10 protein-coding genes, 12 tRNA genes, 1 rRNA gene and 2 pseudogenes are annotated in these 14952 nt (G+C 33.7%); 24 read left to right on the plus strand and 1 reads right to left on the minus strand.

The annotated features are described in order from the left end of the window. The first annotated feature begins 187 nt into the window (after positions 1-187). The 14 genes and pseudogenes from rrf to ACPWSO_RS07645 all read left to right on the plus strand — a co-directional run. Positions 188-303, plus strand: a 5S ribosomal RNA gene (gene rrf / locus ACPWSO_RS07580). A 6-nt stretch (positions 304-309) separates the two neighbouring features. Further along, positions 310-383 (plus strand) — tRNA-Asn (locus ACPWSO_RS07585). Positions 384-436: 53 nt separating this feature from the next. After that, positions 437-525, plus strand: a tRNA-Ser gene (locus ACPWSO_RS07590). Positions 526-535: 10 nt separating this feature from the next. Further along, positions 536-607 (plus strand) — tRNA-Glu (locus tag ACPWSO_RS07595). Positions 608-623: 16 nt separating this feature from the next. Continuing rightward, positions 624-696, plus strand: a tRNA-Val gene (locus tag ACPWSO_RS07600). Between the two features lie 6 nt (positions 697-702). Next, positions 703-775 (plus strand) — tRNA-Asp (locus tag ACPWSO_RS07605). Positions 776-797: 22 nt separating this feature from the next. Then, positions 798-870: transfer RNA gene (locus ACPWSO_RS07610), tRNA-Phe, on the plus strand. A gap of 4 nt (positions 871-874) precedes the next feature. After that, positions 875-955 (plus strand) — tRNA-Tyr (locus ACPWSO_RS07615). Between the two features lie 3 nt (positions 956-958). Continuing rightward, a tRNA-Trp gene (locus ACPWSO_RS07620) sits at positions 959-1032 on the plus strand. Between the two features lie 27 nt (positions 1033-1059). Next, positions 1060-1132 (plus strand) — tRNA-His (locus tag ACPWSO_RS07625). Between the two features lie 29 nt (positions 1133-1161). Beyond that, positions 1162-1233 (plus strand) — tRNA-Gln (locus tag ACPWSO_RS07630). 9 nt (positions 1234-1242) lie between these two features. Further along, positions 1243-1313 (plus strand) — tRNA-Cys (locus ACPWSO_RS07635). A gap of 18 nt (positions 1314-1331) precedes the next feature. Then, positions 1332-1415: transfer RNA gene (locus tag ACPWSO_RS07640), tRNA-Leu, on the plus strand. A gap of 170 nt (positions 1416-1585) precedes the next feature. Next, positions 1586-1663: pseudogene (locus ACPWSO_RS07645) on the plus strand (IS200/IS605 family transposase); the annotation flags it as partial. Positions 1664-1682: 19 nt separating this feature from the next. Here ACPWSO_RS07645 and ACPWSO_RS07650 read toward each other — a convergent pair. Beyond that, positions 1683-2849: pseudogene (locus ACPWSO_RS07650) on the minus strand (transposase). 1043 nt (positions 2850-3892) lie between these two features. Between ACPWSO_RS07650 and ACPWSO_RS07655 the strand changes: the two are divergent. The 10 genes from ACPWSO_RS07655 (at position 3893) to lepB (ending at position 14800) form a co-directional block, all read left to right on the plus strand. After that, positions 3893-5005 (plus strand): tyrosine-type recombinase/integrase, encoded by a 1113-nt coding sequence (locus ACPWSO_RS07655; RefSeq protein WP_426082308.1) that lies wholly within the window; start codon positions 3893-3895, stop codon positions 5003-5005. A gap of 379 nt (positions 5006-5384) precedes the next feature. Continuing rightward, positions 5385-6113 carry a winged helix-turn-helix domain-containing protein gene (locus ACPWSO_RS07660; RefSeq protein ID WP_426082309.1) on the plus strand — a complete coding sequence of 243 codons (729 nt, stop codon included), beginning with the start codon at positions 5385-5387 and terminating at the stop codon, positions 6111-6113. 132 nt (positions 6114-6245) lie between these two features. After that, positions 6246-7541: a pectate lyase-like adhesive domain-containing protein gene (locus ACPWSO_RS07665; RefSeq protein ID WP_426082490.1), complete on the plus strand. Its 1296-nt coding sequence runs from the start codon at positions 6246-6248 to the stop codon at positions 7539-7541. A 152-nt stretch (positions 7542-7693) separates the two neighbouring features. After that, positions 7694-10108 carry a hypothetical protein gene (locus tag ACPWSO_RS07670; protein ID WP_426082310.1) on the plus strand — a complete coding sequence of 805 codons (2415 nt, stop codon included), beginning with the start codon at positions 7694-7696 and terminating at the stop codon, positions 10106-10108. 17 nt (positions 10109-10125) lie between these two features. Continuing rightward, entirely contained in the window at positions 10126-10482 is a 357-nt protein-coding gene (locus ACPWSO_RS07675) for an LPXTG cell wall anchor domain-containing protein (protein WP_426082311.1), read from the plus strand. Further along, positions 10482-11303, plus strand: coding sequence for a WxL domain-containing protein (locus tag ACPWSO_RS07680; protein ID WP_426082312.1), 822 nt, complete (start codon positions 10482-10484; stop codon positions 11301-11303). The genes ACPWSO_RS07675 and ACPWSO_RS07680 overlap by 1 nt, the downstream gene beginning before the upstream one ends. Before the next feature lie 34 nt (positions 11304-11337). Beyond that, complete coding sequence (locus tag ACPWSO_RS07685; protein WP_426082313.1) at positions 11338-12153, plus strand: WxL domain-containing protein; 816 nt, start codon at positions 11338-11340, stop codon at positions 12151-12153. Between the two features lie 171 nt (positions 12154-12324). After that, positions 12325-13404, plus strand: coding sequence for a DUF916 and DUF3324 domain-containing protein (locus ACPWSO_RS07690; protein WP_426082314.1), 1080 nt, complete (start codon positions 12325-12327; stop codon positions 13402-13404). A gap of 33 nt (positions 13405-13437) precedes the next feature. Further along, positions 13438-14112 (plus strand): hypothetical protein, encoded by a 675-nt coding sequence (locus ACPWSO_RS07695; protein ID WP_426082315.1) that lies wholly within the window; start codon positions 13438-13440, stop codon positions 14110-14112. Positions 14113-14122: 10 nt separating this feature from the next. Continuing rightward, positions 14123-14800 carry a signal peptidase I gene (gene lepB, locus ACPWSO_RS07700; RefSeq protein ID WP_426082316.1) on the plus strand — a complete coding sequence of 226 codons (678 nt, stop codon included), beginning with the start codon at positions 14123-14125 and terminating at the stop codon, positions 14798-14800. Positions 14801-14952 lie beyond the last annotated feature (152 nt).

Raw genomic sequence — 14952 nt, forward strand, 5'->3', positions numbered from 1 at the left:
GATCAGGTAGATAGGTTGGAAGTGGAAGGCCAGTGATGGTTGGAGCGGACCAATACTAATCGGTCGAGGACTTAACCAAAGAATTGGAAGAGTAAGAAAATGTTTTTCGGAATGACTGTGTTGAAGATGATTGATCTATCCAGTTTTGAGTGAGCAAATCACTCAATTAAATACTATGCAGCACCAGTGTGGTGGCGATAGCGAGAAGGATACACCTGTTCCCATGCCGAACACAGAAGTTAAGCTTCTTAGCGCCGATTGTAGTGAAGGGTTTCCCTTTGTGAGAGTAGGACGCCGCCGCGCGATTATTCCGGCATAGCTCAGTTGGTAGTAGCGCATGACTGTTAATCATGATGTCGTAGGTTCGAGTCCTACTGCCGGAGTTCCTGTTTAGGAAATTAAAGTAGAGTAATTGTGAGTGCTTCTTTTTAACTCTGGAGAGTTGTCCGAGAGGCCGAAGGAGCATGATTGGAAATCATGTAGACGGTAAACACTGTCTCAAGGGTTCGAATCCCTTACTCTCCGTTTTTTGTTTGGCCCGTTGGTCAAGTGGTTAAGACACCGCCCTTTCACGGCGGTAACACGGGTTCGAGTCCCGTACGGGTCATTTTTTGATTGGTTTTGGAGGTTTAGCTCAGCTGGGAGAGCACCTGCCTTACAAGCAGGGGGTCAGCGGTTCGATCCCGTTAACCTCCATTGGTTGGTTCCGTGGTGTAGGGGTTAACATGCCTGCCTGTCACGCAGGAGATCGCGGGTTCGATTCCCGTCGGAACCGTTAGTTTTATAAATTTTTTATTGGCGTGGTAGCTCAGTTGGTAGAGCAACGGATTGAAGCTCCGTGTGTCGGCAGTTCGATTCTGTCTCACGCCATTATGGAGGAATAGCGAAGTGGCTAAACGCGACGGACTGTAAATCCGTTCCTTAGGGTTCAGTGGTTCGAATCCACTTTCCTCCATTTAGGGGTATAGTTTAAAGGTAGAACAGCGGTCTCCAAAACCGTTAGTGTGGGTTCAATTCCTGCTACCCCTGCCATTATTTTTATTTTAAATATTTTTTATGGCGATCGTGGCGAAGTGGTTAACGCACCGGATTGTGGCTCCGGCACTCGCGGGTTCGATTCCCGTCGTTCGCCCTTACCTTTATTAAGGTATTTTAGGTAATTGGGGTATAGCCAAGCGGTAAGGCAACGGACTTTGACTCCGTCACTCGTTGGTTCGAATCCAGCTACCCCAGTTTAATTATGGCGGTATAGCCAAGTGGTAAGGCAGAGGTCTGCAAAACCTTCATCACCGGTTCAAATCCGGTTACCGCCTTGCAATAATTAATTTTATGCCGGCGTGGCGGAATTGGCAGACGCGCTGGACTCAAAATCCAGTGCCCGCGAGGGCGTGCCGGTTCGACCCCGGCCGCCGGTATTTCTCTAAAAACAAGACTAATCAGTCTTGTTTTTTTGTATGTTCTGAAAACCCCTAGCTATGCTAGAGATTCCAGAGAGCTTGCAGCGTGGTAGTAAAAAAGCCTCCTAAACTGGTAAGATGAAGTTGGTTTCCCGACCACCACATCAAAAAGTTTAGGAGGTACCTTTATGAAAAAGGTTAACAAAAGTTTATCACACACTGTATGGAAATGTAAGTATCATTTGGTATTCGCACAAAAATACAGAGGAAACAATTTTTGCTTTTTTAGTTTATAAACAAAGCATTGCCACAGTGAATCATGATTCGCCGTCTGAAGTTGTAAAGGCTGCGAAATCTATACGCATTTCTTGATAGGATTGTTCAGAAATTCTACTGGTTCATTTGAGTAGGGAGACTGAAGAGCACCCTTAAATTGCAGTAGAAACGTTCGAAACGTCTTTAAAATAGTTCAATATTTTTCTAGAAGTATCGATTAAAAACAAGCAATTTTTCAAAGTATCATTGATTGTGTTTCTTTATTGCATAAAACAGAGCTTACTATAGTTGATAGCCCATTTGTAGTTCAAAGGAAACATGAATCAAGCAATTTACAACCTTAGCTTCTGTTAAGTAAGCCTTGAAACCAGGACACAAAGACGACTTTCATCGTTCAACCTGCTTTTGTCTTTCCTGTATTGCTTCATTAGTTTCACCATACTGCGCAGTTTCGACTCTTTGCTTTGGAAGTAATCGAAGGCGTTTTTCTTCATTCGCTGGTTGCGAAACGCTTTTCTAATGTGCTGGACAATGTAGAAACGGTCAATAATAGGTTGGGCATTGGAAAATAGCTTTTGACCAGTGAAACATGAGGTGTATACATATCGATTAAGATAAATTGCACAGTTTCGTAATTTTCTCTTGAGAATCAGCTGAAATAATATTTAAAAAAAGCAGTTCTGGATTCTTAATGATATCCAATAGATGATGGGGTTCACCATCCATCGTAGTAAAAATCATGTTAAGGCTAATACTGCGGACAGATTAAATTCATTAAATCACAACACTTTGGACAGATGTGTTCGAAACAGATCTATCGGATGATAGAATTGTTTCGTCACACGTTATGAGAAAGAAGTAGACAAGGTTTCTTTGAGAGAGAATCTCGGTTATAGAGGTATTTTAATTTAGGAGAGTGACAAAGGTTCGTTGACAGGCCTTACACTTGAAGCGTTGTTTTTTCAGTTCAAGATACATCCGATATTCGGAAACATGATTCATTAACAACCGTACGATTCTCATCCCAAAAATGTATTAGATTCGAAGCAGAACCAATCTTGTAATAAACACATTCTTGAGGAGAATAAGAGAATTTTCTACGATAGCGTAGAAAATTTTGTCTTTTATTAAACATATTTCCTTAAAAGTAATATTTTGGTTTAGAGGATTCAACATTTTTTTGATAGGCTGTCTTTTCTATTGCGTTAGATAAAATAGAAAAGATATTGGTGGATTACTAATATCAAAAGGTATAAAGCCTAAAAACACCACGATTTAGAAAATTTCTAGATTATGGTGTTTTTTTATACTTCAATATCTTTAAATTGATAAAATGTAAGTCATTATAAAAAAAATTTGTAAAGACTGACTTATTTAGTTTTATAGAAATTGATTTAATTATTAGGAAGGAAGAATCTAAAAAAAGAAGGGTAACTTTAAAAAAAGTGAATAAGTAATGTAGCGTAGTTTAGAGAAATATCTTTGTATGTTTGACTTCTTCAGACTTTGATTAAACAGTAAAAAAATGTTCTTTGAAATAAATATTAGAATTATAAATCATTTTTGTGTTTTATTTAGTAATTAGTGATAGTAAGAAAGATTAAATGAAGTAATCTAAGGAAATTTTTAATAGTTTAATATAAAAATGGGTTGAATGCGTATTTAGAAATGAAGGAGGAAATAAGTAAGGTAAGGAGGGGAATTTAACAGCTGGGAAAATAGAGGGTAAAATTTTTCCAACTTATAAAAAAAAGTATTATTAATTTAGTTAATATGATAAAATTTATTTTATGTTCTTGATTTTATTTTTGTCAAAAGAATAAAATAAATTTTCTTATATTCTAGTAATTTAAGAAAATTAAGAGAAATAATTATTTAAAAGACGTGATATCTTTACTGTCTATAAATAGTTTAACTCAAAAAAAGTGAATAGTCTATATCAAATTTATTCATTTTCGATATTTTTCCTAAAACACTTGTATTGAAATGGAAAAATGTAGATAAAATTATTAACAGAATTTATAAGAAATAGGATTTAGTTAAGCAAATTAGTATTTATTCAAATTTTATTCATTAGTTAGTATTGATTATTTAGCACTTTTAAATAATCAAAGGTTTTAAAATACGTAATAAATTTAAAGGAGTGATGTTATGATATTATATCTTAATTTTAAGCCGTCAATAAAACCGTCATTCTATTTTAGAAAGAGTGTTGATCTATGAGTAGACGTGGAGAAAATATTTATAAGAGAAAAGACGGACGTTGGGAAGGAAGATATATTAAGGCAAGAAATGAACATGGAAAGATTACTTATGGATATGTTTATGGGAAAAAATATACTATTGTAAAAAATCGTTTAGCAGAATTAAGAGTACAGTATATTGGAAATTACAGTAATTTAACATTGTACGATGGCACAGTAGAGCAATGGATGAGTTATTGGTTAGCAAAATTTATGAATGGAAAAATAAAAATATCTACTTATTCCACTTATAAAACAAGAATGGAGAAATATATATTTCCTGTTCTTGGTTCCAAAAAATTAATAAATCTAACTAGTACACATATACAAGAATTCATATTTCAATTAGAAAACTTAGGATTGTCTTCTCGTTCTATAAATGTAATTTGTCTTGTGTTGAAAAGTGCATTAAATCAAGCTGTAAAAGAAAGCTATATAGTAAAAAATCCGTGTGAAGACATTACTATTAAAAAGAAAGAATATACAAACATTAATGCTCTAAGCATTGAACAGCAAAGAAGAATTGAAAAAAGAGCACTATTTGAAACGGAATGTTCGGCAGCTATCATTGCGCTATACACAGGAATGAGAATTGGTGAAATAAGTGGTTTAAGGTGGGAAGACATTGATTTTGAAAGAAATTTACTCTGTGTTAGGAGAACACTCACAAGGATTTCTTCATTAGATGAAAGAGGAAAGACTCAAATAATTATGAGTTCACCAAAAACAAAAACATCTGAACGGAGTATCCCTTTGGCTACAAATTTAAGAAAGTATTTACTAAAGAAAAAGAAACTGTCAATTTCTGACTATGTGATTTCATGTAAAGACGGCTTTGCCGAACCGAGAGTAATAAATTATCGTTTTAAAAAATTATTGGAAGAAGAAGGATTAGATAATATTAAATTTCATTCTTTAAGACATACTTTTGCGACTAGATGCATTGAGAAAGGAGCCGATATTGCTACTGTGAGTAAGCTATTAGGTCATTCATCAACTAAAATGACTTTAGATATTTATGCAGATTCTTTATGGGAAAGTAGAACACAAGTTATCTCTAATTTAGATAAAATGCTAGAAGGAGGTTAAAATAGTAAAAAAGAAATACGTTAATACCATGAAATTTTATTAGAAGCTTACTTAAACAGGAGTTTTAAAACAAATGGATATATACAGTAGAATACAACAAGAAAGCAGTCTTAAATAAAATTTTTAAGACTGTTTTTTTATGCTCAAAAAATTAGAAATAAAAATTTCCGCCGTAGAAAAGCAGTCATTTATTTTGAAAACGTAGATATATCAATGCTAAAACGATATTTTCTTATAATACTAGAATATAAGAAAATTAACACAGAAAAATAATCGAAAATAACATTACAACAATTTATATCTGTTTTTCTTATTATAACGTAGTAATACGTTTTTGTTGAGTAATATGAATATAGCTATATAAGTCAGGAGGAATGTAATGTCACAAATTCAAATTCGGGTAGGGTACCTTTTACTAGATGAAAACCAAAATGATTATGTTTCCCGTCTTTGGAATGATGAAATGTACAAGCTATACAATATTAATGATGAACTAGGTAATCCCAAAGATTGGGAGAATAAGTTAGATATTGTTTTGGTAGAAGGGAATCATATTGATAATATTGGTCAAATATGTCAGCAAATAATTGAAATCAAGCAGAATTTGAATGTACTTTTATGGGTTATCTCTTCTGAAAAAATCGATAATACATTTAGGTTATTGTATCTTAGGTTAGGTGCGATTGGGGTTATTGATTCTGAAGATTATTTTAACGAGTTTTATCTTATCTCTAAAAATTTTTCAGAATATAATGCTAAAAAAACTTTTTCTAATAATGAAGTAGAGGATACCATCCAAAAAACTAATAATAGATTGCGTCTTTTCCCAGAGAATAGAAGTATTATTCTTGAAACAGGTGAAGAAATTGAACTAACTAGAATGGAATACAATGTAATTTGCTTTTTATATGATCGCTCTGAAGAAGTAGTGACTTATGAAGAAATTTATAAACATATCTGGTCTGAGGAGGCTTCAATGCAAAAGTATCGAGTCAGTTATGTGATATTCAGATTAAGAAAAAAATTAGAAAAAAATACTCGAAATAGAAAATATATTGAAACTGTAAGGTCACTAGGTTACAAGCTTATAGTTGAGTCAACTCTTTAAAAGGAGGTGTAGAGATTGAATATAACTTTTGTTAGTTGTGAAACTGGATAATTTCGAGTGAGGTGATGATTTAAATCTAGTTTCAAACAACTTATCTACTTTAATAAAATTGGAGGAAAGAAATTGAAAAAAATGAGTTTTCTGAAAAATAGTTTGATAGTGGTTTTAGGAATGCTGACCTTAACGGCGGCAGAATTAGTTCTATTTGGAAATAATGGGATGTCTGTAGTAGCAGAAGCATCTTCTGGAGAGGCTACAGTTTCAACAATTTCACAATTTGAAACAGCATTGAAGGATGCTAGTATCAATTCTATTGTATTAAAAAACAGTATATCTTTTACTAAAAATATTACTGGAATTCCTAATAGAGATGTTGTAATCAACGGTAGTGATGATAATGGTGTAGTAATTATCTCAGGACCTTATGGAATTCAAGCTAAAACTAATTATAGTGGTACTAATAATTTTACAATAAAAAATGCAGAAATTGTTGGACACAGTACCTCAGGACGTTTTTTTGAAGCTACTGACGGCTGGAATGTGTTAGTTGAAGATGTCATTTATGATGGCGTTCGATTTGTAAACGTAAGTAATGGGAATTTGACATTTAGTGGAGAAAATAGAATTACTACTTTGTATGAAAATGCTACTGCTCGTCATTTGAAATTTGAAGCAGATTCAACATATACAGGACTGGCTGCAACCAAAAACAATTATCAATCTCCAGCATTTGACTTTAATGGGAAATCAGTTAGTGGAAAAGCCGTTGGAACAATAATTGTTGGAAAAAAAGCAAATGTAAATATTGGTGTAGGTTTAAATACCAATAATTATTCTCGACCAGCATTTCAAGGTAAAGTAACACAAATTGATGTTGAAGAAGATGCAAAATTAAATATTGATGCTGCTGGTGTTGCGTTTCAATTTGCTTCAAGAACTGACTATGCGACTATAAATCCTATTTTTACAATTGGAGAGAAAAGTAAAGTTTCAATTAATGGGCAAGGTGCTGGAAATCAAGCAGCAATGAAGCTTCAAAGTAGCAACACATCAATTAATATCAATCCTAGAGGTTCATTAGTAGTTACGGGTAACAGCACAAAAGCTGTTATTGAAAGTGCTAGAGGAACACAGTTTAATTTATTGCAGGCTGAAAATTTTGAAATTAAAAATAGAAAAATTGGTTCTAAATTATTTTATTCTTTAAATACATCAATAAAAGGTGTGGCAATGCAAAATATAGAAGTATGGAGTCAAACAGGGGGAGATTACCTTGAAAATTCTATGGGAGTCTTTCAAGCTGAAAACTATTTTGTAAGTTTCGGAAAAGTTTATGATAGCCAAATGATTTCAGTTACTGGAGATTTATCACAACAGTTTAGACCAGAGATTTATGGAAAAATTTCATTAAAAGGCGGAAGCTTTTAAATAAAAAACTTTTTAAGTATGTGTGTGGTGTTTTATGGTTAAGAAATGTTGAAGATTCACAAAAGTAGGGAGGTGTAAGTATTAAAACTGGAATCAATCTTTTAAAAATTAGAAACCTATGTATTGTTCTTGGTTTAATCACAATCAGTTTAGTGTATTTTCTTTCTATAAGCTCTGTTGGTGCAGCACCAGCCGGATATCTAGATATAGATGATACGAATACACCTAAAATAAATATTGTTACTCTTAATGGAACTGATCAACACGGTAACGTAATTGAGTTGCCAGGAGAATATGGAACGTATTTTAAATTAACTGATGACGTCACATATGAGGTTGTTGGAGATGATGCATCTAAAGTGATTATTCCAAATGAAACAGTAAATACAAAAATTCATCGGTTTAGTAAGAATACCCAAACTGAACAGAGTGTACTGATACGGAATGCCGCTGTATATAATGGTAAGCCAATTGATTTAAAATTTGTGATTGATGACATTTCATTCAGTACTAATGCACCTGCTGATCACAATCCATATTTTAATTTCATAGCAGTTGGACCAGAAGATAAAAATAACACAAGTAATCTTCCAGGAGATGCAACCTATTTCGACAATTGGGGTGAGTTCTTCTTATTCTTTGGGAGTACACATGTCTCGGCGACTGGAATGTCAGATGATCTTTATTACGTTGGAGATAATGTTTCTTATCATTATGAATTTTATGATCATGAAACATCTCAGCAAATCGATTTCAAAGGTATTTGGAACTATAACAATATTAATGGTTTGAAAGCTGTGTCAATTCCTCATGCATCGATGGATGATTTTTCAGATTTTTATGTTCGGAGCTTAACCACTCTTGGAATTAAAATGAATCGAAAAGCTGACTCTGATTATAACGGTTATGTAGAATTGTATGGGGTTGGAACAGCTCAAAATCAAGATGTAAGTAAATTATCTCAAACATTTCAAGGGATAAATTTACCAATGAATATGCAAAGAAAAGCAGCTTCTGGTTTGACCCGATTAAGTACAATGGGGATTCTGTATGATCAAGTACCTATTATGCGAATAGCTCCTTCGGTACCAATTGTTTTTGGGGAAAGTAATGATGCTACACATACAGAACCAGATTATCTGAATCTAAAATATTCAATTCAACAAACAATTTCTAAAAATTCAGTTAGAAATAGGAGTACAACTTTTCAGATTAATACTGAAGTACCATCCTATTATGATATTGATTTAAATAAAATAAAAATTACTGAATATGGTGATTCAACCAACAAAGATTTAGCAAGTCGTTTCAATATCAGCTATAACGGTGGTGACCGAAGTAAGGTAATTATTTCAGCAAAAAATTCTACTTCTGAAGAATTTGAAGGAACTGTATATGAAATTCATGTAGAGGCAGTTCCAAATGCAACATTTGATTTTGAAAACAACAAAGATGAATACGGATATCAATCTAATGGAGTCGACAACGGATATATGACGAATTTTGAGATGGCCGGAGTGCGAACCGTTGCCTACTATACATTCGACAATCCAGTACGTCCATTATCTGGAAAATTAGAATCTCAAATTATTGAAGGCCAAACAAAATCACGTGTTCGTTATAATGGCGTACCTTATGCAGATCCAAGAGATAATATCTCTTATCCTAAAGATACCGATTTCAGCAACTTTGGTGAAGAAGATATTAGGAAGAATCTTGTAGAAAATATTCGTCTCGATACTGAAAATGAACTCTTAGATGGTCCAGTACAACTGAGTATTAATCAGAATAAATTACCAGACACCTCTGTTCCGGGTGAAGTAACTGTCTATGTTGTTTTGACATCAAGTCAAGGAGTAATTACCGAAGTACCTGTTAAAGTAATGATAACTGATTCTCAAACGTTAGCGGCAATTACTGTCCAATTTTTGAAAGAAGATGACAGCATTGTTCATAATGAGATTATTCTATCCGATAAAACGGTGGGAGAAACGGTTAATTTACAAACAATAAAAGAAATAACAACTGCTATTCAAAATATTATAGACGATGATTATAAACTAATTAGCAGGCCATCAGATGAGCAATCTGTATTAGTAAATGCTGGTGGTACCGTAGTTCAGTACAAGTTTAGTGGAATGCTGAAGTTAAAGTCAGCACCAAGTGTTATTAATTTTGGAATTCATGAACGGGATATTAATGCAACGGCAATGCGAATCAATAATCCTGAATACGATAAAGACTTGATAGTTCGTGATACAAGAGCAGTAAGAACACGATGGACTTTAACAGCAGCTTTAACTTCTCCCATGCAAAGTACTGATAAGAAAGCAACGCTTACAGATTCAATCCGATATGTTTATAACGGAAATGAGATTGTTTTAAACAGCGGAGATCAACCAATTATGGAACATACAAATCCCGATGATGCTCCATGGAATGTTAGTGATACATGGGAGAAAACTGAAAAAGGTGATGGGTTAAAACTTGATGTAGTTCCAGTAGAAATAACCCAGCTAGGTATTTATCAGGGAGAAATTTTGTGGAAATTGTCTGCTACACCATAACGAGTGAGGAGAGTAAAATGATAAAAAAGAATAAATTTGTCGCTTTGTCGCTTTCCTCCATAGTTATGACAGCTCTGTTATTGATACCGTTGAAGGTGTCAGCAGAAGCTGTCAATGGTGGACAGGTGGCAACAGAAAGTGTAATTACTTTTTATGAAGATGAATATGAACAAAAAAGCAGTAGTAGTAGCAATAGTATGTCTACAGAAGACAGCAGTTCTAAAGTCATCGTTGCTGAAACAGCAAAGCCTAGTGGAAAGTTACCAAATACTGGAGATTTAGTGCAAGGCTCCATTGGAATAAGTGGAATCTTACTGCTAGTTGGGGCTTTACTATTGTTTGTTAGAAAAAAACAAGGGGGGAAGGCTAGTTAATGAAGATTATTAAAAATATATATTATTGTTCATTTCTATTCCTTCTCTTGTTAAGTAGTGCAACTACAGGAAAACTTGAAGCGCTAGCGGAAGAAAATATTGGAAAAACAGATGGAAGAGTCGAAGTTATAGGAGATATTCCTAAAGAACCAATTGATCCCGAAATTCCAATTAATCCGGTTGATCCAGGTCCAGGTCCCTCTACAGATGGTGATTTAAGATTTGATTTTGTTTCAGCTTTTAATCTTGGTAGAAATAAAATTACTTATGAAAAAGAACGCTTGTATCATGTTAATGCACAGTTGTTTCATGATGGTACACCAGCTCGAGGTAACTATGTACAAATTACAGATCAGCGCTCTGGTTCTAAAGGCTGGTCCTTACAAGTAAGACAAGAACATCAGTTTCAGAATGACGTTATTCAAAAACAAGAAGAAAAAGAATTACGCGGTGCAGTGTTTAGTCTTGACAATGGATGGGCTAATTCACCTTTCTCAGCTGAAAAAGCACCAGAAGTAACACGAGATACAATAGAAATAAATGAAATAGGTATAACGTATAACGTAGCGGTAGCGACTCCCGGCAGTGGTAAAGGTACTTGGACAATTGAATTTGGTGCATCAGAGAACAATTCAAATGGACAAATGAATACCTTATTTCCAAAGACAAATGAAGATGGTAGTGCTGTTTTAGATACAGCCTTTGAAAATCAGCAGGTTTATGGCAATAAAGCCGTATCCTTATCCGTACCGATGACCACTAAGCTTTATCCGGTACAATATCAAACGGTGTTAACTTGGATATTAGCCGAGTTACCATAAATAAATTTGAAAACACATCTAGGAGGAAAAAAATTTGAAAACAAGATTATTATGTACAACAGCTTTGGCAGCAGTAATGGCAGTATCTTTAGCGGGAGGAACAGTAGTTCACGCGGCTGAAGATTCAGCAGTGGGAACTGGGGTTTTGGAGGTAATTGAAAACACTGACTCTAATGGTAAACCTGACCCGGAAGATCCAGACAAAGAAGTAGATCCTAAAGATCCAGATGATGTAACTGAAACTGGAAATCAAGGACCAATTACTATTGACCGGATTGCCCGTTTAAACTTTGGTCAATGGAAATTGGATGTAACACCAGGAGAAAAAGTAATCCCAGCAGAATCGATTGCTGGAACTCAAACAGATCCTGCAAATCCAACTGCAGCTGGAAGAGATGTTTTACGTGGTCCTTGGGTACAGTGGACAGATAAAAGAACAGGGACAAATCATAAGTATACAATTAATGCGAACATGACAAAAACTTTCACGTTAAAAGGCTCTACTGATACAATTGATAAAGCAAAAATTGAATATACTAATGGTTTGCTGAACTCTGCTCAAGATTTAGCCAACTGGCCAACTACTGATGTATTGAATTTCACTTTGTCAGAAGCTGGTGGAAAACAACTTGTATTTGATAACAATGCATCTACTGGTAGTGTTGGTATTGGTACGTGGACTGCAGAATTCGGTCAATCAGATGAATATAAAACAGAAACAAATAAACGTGGTGACTCATTTAAAGGTGAAGCAGATAACTCAGTCTTCCTTAAATTTGATGGTGGACAAGCTTTGAGTAAAGGCGTTTATGAAGCAGAAATCACTTGGACTATCGAGTATACTCCATAGTTTTTACTTTGAAGTCAGGTTGGAGTTATCCAACCTGACTACTTTAAAAGAAATAAAATATATAATTAAATCAACAGTTAAGCATGGTATTCAATAGTTGTCGAATGTAAGGATACTAAAAAATCGACAAGAGTTGCTGTCTTATTAGTTTGTTGAAAAAGGATGGAATACATGAAAAGACTACAACAATACATATTTCTATTTTTTATTATGTTCTTTGGTACGATGATGTTCCAACAGCAAGCATTCGGAGAAGAAAGCGCCACTTCAAATGAAATGCTGGAAGCACAAAGTTTTGTTTACGAAATTAAATATCCGGAGAACCAACAAGATGATTCGGGTTATTTTAACTTGATGATTGAACCGGGCAAACAACAAGTCATTCAAATTATTTTAAGAAACTTATCTGATAAAGAAATTGATATCAAAGTGGATCTTAATGGTGCAAAAACTAATTCAAATGGTGTAGTTGAGTATGGACCAAATGAAATTGAAAGTGATCCCTCTTTAAAATATGATTTTACAGATATTGTGAAAGCTCAGGAGATAGTTACATTACCTGCTAATGGAGAAATGCCAGTTGATTTTACTATTACAATGCCCGAGGTGAGCTATGATGGACTCATAGTGGGAGGAATCCAGCTTCAACAAATTGAGAAAGAAGAGGATGAAACAGATACAACTGGCAATAAAGCGAACATTGTTAATAGATATGCATATATTATTGCATTAGTTCTTCAAGAAACTAATGTTGAAATTCAGCCAGATTTAGTTTTGAATAAGGTGTCCGCAAGTCAATCAAATTATCGTAATGCTATTGCTGTGAATGTTTCTAATGTTGCGCCTGTTTTTTTGAAAGATTTGATGATGGAAGTACAAATCAGCGGAAGTAACAATGATGAAGTATTGTTTGAAGCAAAAAAATCAGCAATGAAGATGGCACCTAACTCTTTTATGGAGTTTCCGGTGAGTATGAATGGCGAACAAATGAAGCCTGGTGAATATAAAGCCAAGATACTTGCGACTTCAGGAAGTAAAAAATGGGAATGGACAGAAACATTTACAATCAGTAAATCAGAAGCAGATAAGTTTAATCAAGATGACGTTGGAATTGTGCAAGATACTGGATTAGATTGGCTGTTAATTATCAGTATTATTGGGGGGATTATACTGGTAGCTGCTGTAGTATTTTTAGTTGTTCATCAATTACGGAAAAAGAATAGAAGAAAACGAAATGGGGAAAAAAAGTAACAGGAAATAGTAAAGGAATGGGAGATACATTGAATGATAACCTTACAAATTATTTTTATGAGTATGACATGCTTAGCAATTCTACTTATACTCATTTTCCTTGTACTGTTATTTCTATTTCTTCAGACTGGAAAAAAAATAAAAAGATTACAAAGAAAAAGAGTTAAAAACCCGAAAAAAAGAAAAAGATTGGCAATAGTAAAGAAGAAACTTAAAAAAAACAAAAAAAGTTTTAGAAATAAATTGATAGTGACACTGATTTGCGCCGTATTAACTGCTGGTGGAGCATTTTGGATTTCGTACTATCAGTCTATGAGTCTTACAGAAGAGGATTCTAAATCAATAGTAAAAAGCTATTATCTACTAAACGATTTTGAAGCACAATTGGAAGAAGCTGGAGTAGGAGTTGAAGCTAAAGAAAAATTGGACGCTAATATACGTTACTTAACAAGCATGATTTCAAGTTACGGAACTAAGAAGGCAAGTATTGTGAATAGCATTGAAGGACAGCTGGTGATTAATCAATACTATAATATGATGCAAGAATTAGGTGCGAACGCGATCCGTGTTGTAGGGAGCTTTTATGAGAATCCAGAATTAGTTGAGGAGTACAAACAAGATATTGAGAAAGTGAAACGTTACCAAAAAAAAGTTATGACCTTCTATAAAATTGATGAGGAAGCTTTGAGAAAGCAGGCACTTGATTGAGGCAATAGATATGGTAAATAAGGAAAAAAAAATTTATAGTCAGAAATCAAAAAAAAAAATCAAAACAAATCATAAAAAAGAATTAGTAAAAAAAAAGCGTCATAAAAATTTCAAAAGTCTAAATAAAAAAAAATTGAAACGAAAAAAAAGAAAGAAGTCTCAAAAAATCAGATTTCTTATAAAAAATTTGTTAATTGAGATTGGAGTAACAATGACACTTGTTAGTTTGTTTCTCTATATTCTATCGTTGTTTTTATTTAGTATACAAAAAATTGATAATTACAGTATGTTTCCCACGCTACAAGTAGGAAATCATGTATTTGTTGCAAAGCAAAGTTTGATTAAACATTTAGATTTAGTTTGCTTGAAACGAAAGAAAAGCGGAAAAATTGAAATTCGAAGAGTTGTTGGTGTACCTGGAGATAAAATAGAATATGAAAATGATACATTATTTGTAAATGGGGAAAGCAAGTTAGAGCCATTTTTACAATTTGAAAAAGAAGAAGCAAAAAGAAATGGCGGTGTTTATACTGCTGATTTCCAACTTCTTAAGATTATTGGGGAAGTGAAAATACCTGAAGGAAAATACTTTTTGTTGGGGGATAATCGACCTTATACCCATGATAGTCGTGACTATGGGGTAATAGACCATTCAGAGATTATCGGAGTTGTTAAGTTTGTTTTTTAGTCATTATTTCTTTTTAAAAATAAAAATAATTTTGTTAATTGTAAAAAAAGAGTTGCAAAAATATTTTTTATAATATATAATAACTTTAGTTATTTAATAAGTGTATATTAAGTGTCAAAAAATCGCTTATAAATGACTTTGTGCTTGATTTA

The sequence above is a fragment of the Enterococcus sp. LJL51 genome (genome assembly GCF_049894025.1).
In the GTDB taxonomy this organism is placed as follows: domain Bacteria; phylum Bacillota; class Bacilli; order Lactobacillales; family Enterococcaceae; genus Enterococcus_L.

Coding starts and splice junctions, on each gene's coding strand:
- ACPWSO_RS07655 (WP_426082308.1), top strand. CDS start 3,893: ATGAGTAGACGTGGAGAAAATATTTATAAGAGAAAAGACGGACGTTGG.
- ACPWSO_RS07660 (WP_426082309.1), top strand. CDS start 5,385: ATGTCACAAATTCAAATTCGGGTAGGGTACCTTTTACTAGATGAAAAC.
- ACPWSO_RS07665 (WP_426082490.1), top strand. CDS start 6,246: ATGAGTTTTCTGAAAAATAGTTTGATAGTGGTTTTAGGAATGCTGACC.
- ACPWSO_RS07675 (WP_426082311.1), top strand. CDS start 10,126: ATGATAAAAAAGAATAAATTTGTCGCTTTGTCGCTTTCCTCCATAGTT.
- ACPWSO_RS07680 (WP_426082312.1), top strand. CDS start 10,482: ATGAAGATTATTAAAAATATATATTATTGTTCATTTCTATTCCTTCTC.
- ACPWSO_RS07690 (WP_426082314.1), top strand. CDS start 12,325: ATGAAAAGACTACAACAATACATATTTCTATTTTTTATTATGTTCTTT.
- ACPWSO_RS07695 (WP_426082315.1), top strand. CDS start 13,438: ATGATAACCTTACAAATTATTTTTATGAGTATGACATGCTTAGCAATT.
- lepB (WP_426082316.1), top strand. CDS start 14,123: ATGGTAAATAAGGAAAAAAAAATTTATAGTCAGAAATCAAAAAAAAAA.